Source organism: Candidatus Jordarchaeum sp., from assembly GCF_052745115.1.
On the sequence record NZ_JBRAKS010000379.1, the window covers coordinates 1 to 3,597 of the forward strand.

A 3,597-nucleotide genomic window follows, 5' to 3' on the forward strand; every position below is an offset into this window, starting at 1 on the left:
TTGTGTCGTGACGCCTAGTAGTTGTTTTGCTTCTTTGAGGGTGTATAATCGCTCCCTATGCATCTAGCGGTAGTTCAGCATAATTCTATTTAAACACCAATATTTTAGAACTGTTAGCATAGGCTCTTACCAATTTTTTAACCGTTTCTAATTGAGTTCTAGAGCTAAAACTTAAAAGTATGATATACAAGATGGTTTAAGAAAAGTTAGGATATGGTTTAATGGTGGAATCGAAAAAGATCAAAGTACATCCTGAGAATTGTGCGGGATGCTTAAACTGCCAGCTAGCGTGCTCATTCACTTACACGGATAGATTTAATCCCCTAGAGGCCAGGATAATAATTGAGTGGTCTCCTGAGGGCTCTAAAATAGTTTTCACCGATGAATGTACAGACTGCGGTATTTGTGCCGAATATTGTTTCTATGGAACCTTGGAAAAAATTAAGCCGGGTGATTAAGTGGAAATTGGAGGATACGCTGGAAAAATTATACATGTTGATTTGTCAGAGGGCAAAGTGGAAAAAGAAGACTTGAACCTAGATATTGCTGAGAAATTTATCGGTGGATTAGGAACAAACATCAAACTCGCCTATGACTTGATGAAGCCGCGAGTTGATCCACTATCTCCAGATAATCTGATAATACTTGGAGCAGGACCTCTGGTGGGCACTTATGCGCCGGGAGCTACCAGAATTTTCGCCACAACCAAGCTGCCAATCAATAATGCTATGGGGTGGTGTGGTGGAGGAGGAATGCACTTTGCCTGTATGCAAAAATGCGCTGGTTACGATCACATAGTTATTAGCGGTAAATCTGATAAACCAGTGTACTTGAAGCTCTTTGATGATGATATTGAACTCTGTGATGCAAAATCACTCTGGGGGAAAGGCATAGACGAATCCACAGATGAATTATATAATAGATATGGAAGACCCTTGGGCGTTATCGCCATTGGTCAAGCAGGAGAAAACTTGGTAAAGTATTCGATGGCAATGGTTGATAGAGCTTCCTCTTTTGGAAGAGGCGGAGTGGCTGCAGTTTTTGGTTCAAAGAATCTAAAAGCCGTTGTGGTAAGAGGTAGGAAGGGAGTAACGGTTGCTGATAAAAAGAGGTTCAAGAAGGTGTGTGATGGACTTTATGAAAGAATCCGAAATTATGACCTGCTGAAAGACTGGCAAAAACTGGGACTCATTGTAAGCCTTCCCTACTTAGATAAAGACCTCTACCTGGAAAAACTGTTCAAAGCGAGAATGGCCTGCATAGGATGCCCTATAGGAGACAAAGATTACTTGCAACTCAGAGAAGGAAAATTTAAGGGGTTCACCAAAATAACATCCTCCGCAGTCAACCTCATTCTCCCAATGCTCTACGGAATATCCGACTATCAGGAGTATGTGAGGCTCACCGCCTTTCTAGATGATTACGGCATAGACCTGTTTGAGTTCTTCGGAGCACTAGACCTCGCAAAAAAACTCTCCGAAAAAGAACTACTAGGAGACTATCCAGACTCCAAAATCCATTACGATTACCAGAACCTTGAAAAATGGATAAAAAAGGTGGCATACCGAGAAGGACTCGGAGACCTACTTGCAGAAGGAATAGAAGGAATCGTCAAAGAATACGGCGAGGAAAACCGAGAACTAGCACTACCAACCAGTAAGGGAATGGTCACATACATAAATCCAAAGGGACCCCTACCCTGGCAGTACATGGGCACAATGGAACTGGGACAAATCCTAAACCCCAGAGGCCCCCACGCTGCACCAGGAGGATCACCCACATACTTCGCTCAGAGACCTTTAGAAAAATTCCCCAGACTACTGAACAAAATAGGAGTCCCAGACGAGGCAATAGAAAAAATACTACCGCAGCTAAAAGAGTTAAAGGTCGGTAAACTGCTAAAATATGCTCACGACAACTTCATAGTATTGGCGGCACTAGGAATATGCGCCAGAGCACAAATAAACCGCTTCTACTACGCAGACCTCTACCCCGAACTCTACGCAGCCGCAACTGGAATAGAAAAAAGCAAAGAAGAACTCCTCAAAGCCGGTGAGAGAATATACAACCTGTTAAAAATCGCAAACATCAGAGAAGGCTACACAACCCGAGACAAGCCCCCAGACCAGTGGTTCACTGAACCCCGATTCATGGAATACACCGGCAAAGGAGAACTAACAAGAGAAAACGTTGAACAAATGCTCGATGACTACTATAATGAGAGAGGCTGGGACCGTAACGGCATCCCCACCAAACAAAAACTGGTAGAGCTAGACCTCAAAGAAGAGCTAAAAAACCTATAAAATGAATGAAACGGTAAAAACAAAAAATTTCATAAATTCCATATTCCCTATTATAAATCAAATTCAGTGGGTTAGTAAATTTAACTTTTAAGTTTTGTAGAATTAAAAATGATAATTTAAAAACAATCTGAGCTGATTGTAATGGAAATTAAAGGCTTAAAGATTGAAAAAGACATTGCGCTAAAAGGAACAGATGCTTTAATAATTGTTGACATGCAATATGACTTTCTTCCAGGAGGGGCTTTAGCTGTGGAAGGTGGAGATAAAATAATCGGTGGTATCAATGAAATTAGTAAATTATTTAATGAAAATCTATATGTAGTAGTTCAAACCCAAGATTGGCATCCGCAACATCACCTGTCCTTTGCAAGTAATCATCCAGGAATGAAACCAGGAGACGAATACAGTGAAGAAGAGAGGATAGGACCTATTCTATGGCCAGATCACTGCGTACAAGGTTCCCATGGAGCAGAATTTCATAAGGACTTAGATACCACAGTAACCAATGCCATCATAAGAAAGGGCGTAGATCCAAAAGTAGATTCATATTCTGGATTCAGAGACAAAAATAAGATTCGCGAAACCGGACTTAGAGGATATCTTCAGTCATTAAATATTAACAGAATATTCATATGCGGACTAGCTTTGGATTATTGCTGCTACTATACAGCCGTTGATGGCAGAGAATTTGGTTTCGACGTATATTTTATAATAGATTTAACAAGAGGAATAAATGAACCAAAAGGAAGACTATCACAAGTTTTAACAGACATGGTTGAAAAAGGAGTAAAATTCGTCAAGCAACATAATTTTTTTTAAAAAAATAACTCTTTAATCCTTCAAATTTTAATAACGTTAAAAAAGATGATCGGCAAATATGTAAGAGTAGGAAAACTCTTGGTTAAGTTCTATATTATTGAATTCTCATAAAATTTTAGAAATATTTGGAGAAGGTGATTAATTTATGTCTTCTGAACTGAGGAGTAGAAAGGTATATGGACAAGTTGAAGGATACATGGCAAGAACTCTACTGAAAGCTTGCGGATTCACCGACGATGAACTCAATAGACCACTTATCGCAGTGGTAAATAGCTGGACAAACATTGTGCCTGGCCACGTACACTTGGATACAGTGGCGGACGCTGTGGAAGCCGGAGTAAGAATGGCAGGAGGCACACCACTCCAATTCCACACAATCGCTGCTTGCGATGGTATTGCAATGGGACACGAGGGCATGAGATACCGTTGTCCGAAACTTACCCATTTAGGACACCGCCTAAATGGTGTTCGGTTC

The 3,597-nt window shown here is 40.6% G+C and carries 4 protein-coding genes; all 4 read left to right on the forward strand.

The window, feature by feature from the left end; translation table 11 throughout:
* Window positions 1-221: 221 nt before the first annotated feature.
* Entirely contained in the window at window positions 222-458 is a 237-nt protein-coding gene (locus tag ACUVXA_RS18170; protein ID WP_445872701.1) for a 4Fe-4S binding protein, read from the forward strand.
* Complete coding sequence (locus tag ACUVXA_RS18175) at window positions 459-2,303, forward strand: aldehyde ferredoxin oxidoreductase N-terminal domain-containing protein (RefSeq protein ID WP_445872702.1); 1,845 nt, start codon at window positions 459-461, stop codon at window positions 2,301-2,303.
* 141 nt (window positions 2,304-2,444) lie between these two features.
* On the forward strand, window positions 2,445-3,122 hold the full coding sequence (gene pncA / locus ACUVXA_RS18180; RefSeq protein ID WP_445872703.1) for a bifunctional nicotinamidase/pyrazinamidase: 678 nt from the start codon (window positions 2,445-2,447) through the stop codon (window positions 3,120-3,122).
* Between the two features lie 196 nt (window positions 3,123-3,318).
* The coding region (locus ACUVXA_RS18185; RefSeq protein ID WP_445872704.1) for a dihydroxy-acid dehydratase domain-containing protein at window positions 3,319-3,597 on the forward strand (279 nt) is incomplete at its 3' end.